1 protein-coding gene is annotated in these 547 nt (G+C 68.6%); it reads left to right on the top strand.

All coding sequences use genetic code 11. The annotated features are described in order from the left end of the window. Nucleotides 1-210 (top strand): T9SS type A sorting domain-containing protein (locus ACYVDE_RS25865; protein ID WP_460504362.1); only part of this gene is annotated, 210 nt, incomplete at its 5' end. Between the last annotated feature and the right edge of the window lie 337 nt (nucleotides 211-547).

Here is a 547-nt window from a genome sequence, read left to right as displayed (position 1 = left end):
TACCCCAACCCCAGCACCGACGCCCTGACGCTGCCCGCCAGCCTGGGCGCCGTGCAGTACCGCATCTTCAACCCACTGGGCCAGACGCTGCTGCAGGGCCAGGCCGCCGGCATCGAGCGCCTCGACGTGCGGACGCTGCCCAAGGGTCCCTTCTTCCTGGAGCTCTCCGATGCCACCGGCCGCCACACCCAGCGCCTGGTGAAGGAATAGCCTGCCGCCGCGCTTCGGCATGAAACCGTGGCTCTTAGCCCCGCTCCGGCCGTGCGCCGGGGCGGGGCTTTTGCCTGAAAATGGGCCGTGGGCTTATCATGTTCGCATCATGCAGGCCGCGTAAGTTTGCTTGTTGAATTGCTGCCGGGGTAATGCGCCGCGGGTGCCGTGGCACGGGGTTTGGGCTGAGTCCGCCCGTGGGCCGCGCCGCCGCCCACCTTCGGCCCGCTACCAGAACGCTCCTGCTATGAAGAACGCGCTTTTCCTATTTGCCCTGAGCTTGCTGCTGCCCACGCTGGCGGCGCGGGCCCAAACCAGCCAGCCCGGCCAGGCAGCC

The organism is Hymenobacter agri, assembly GCF_054778495.1.
The sequence above is the reverse complement of the archived record's forward strand: the minus strand, read 5'-3'. Positions and strand labels throughout refer to the sequence as shown.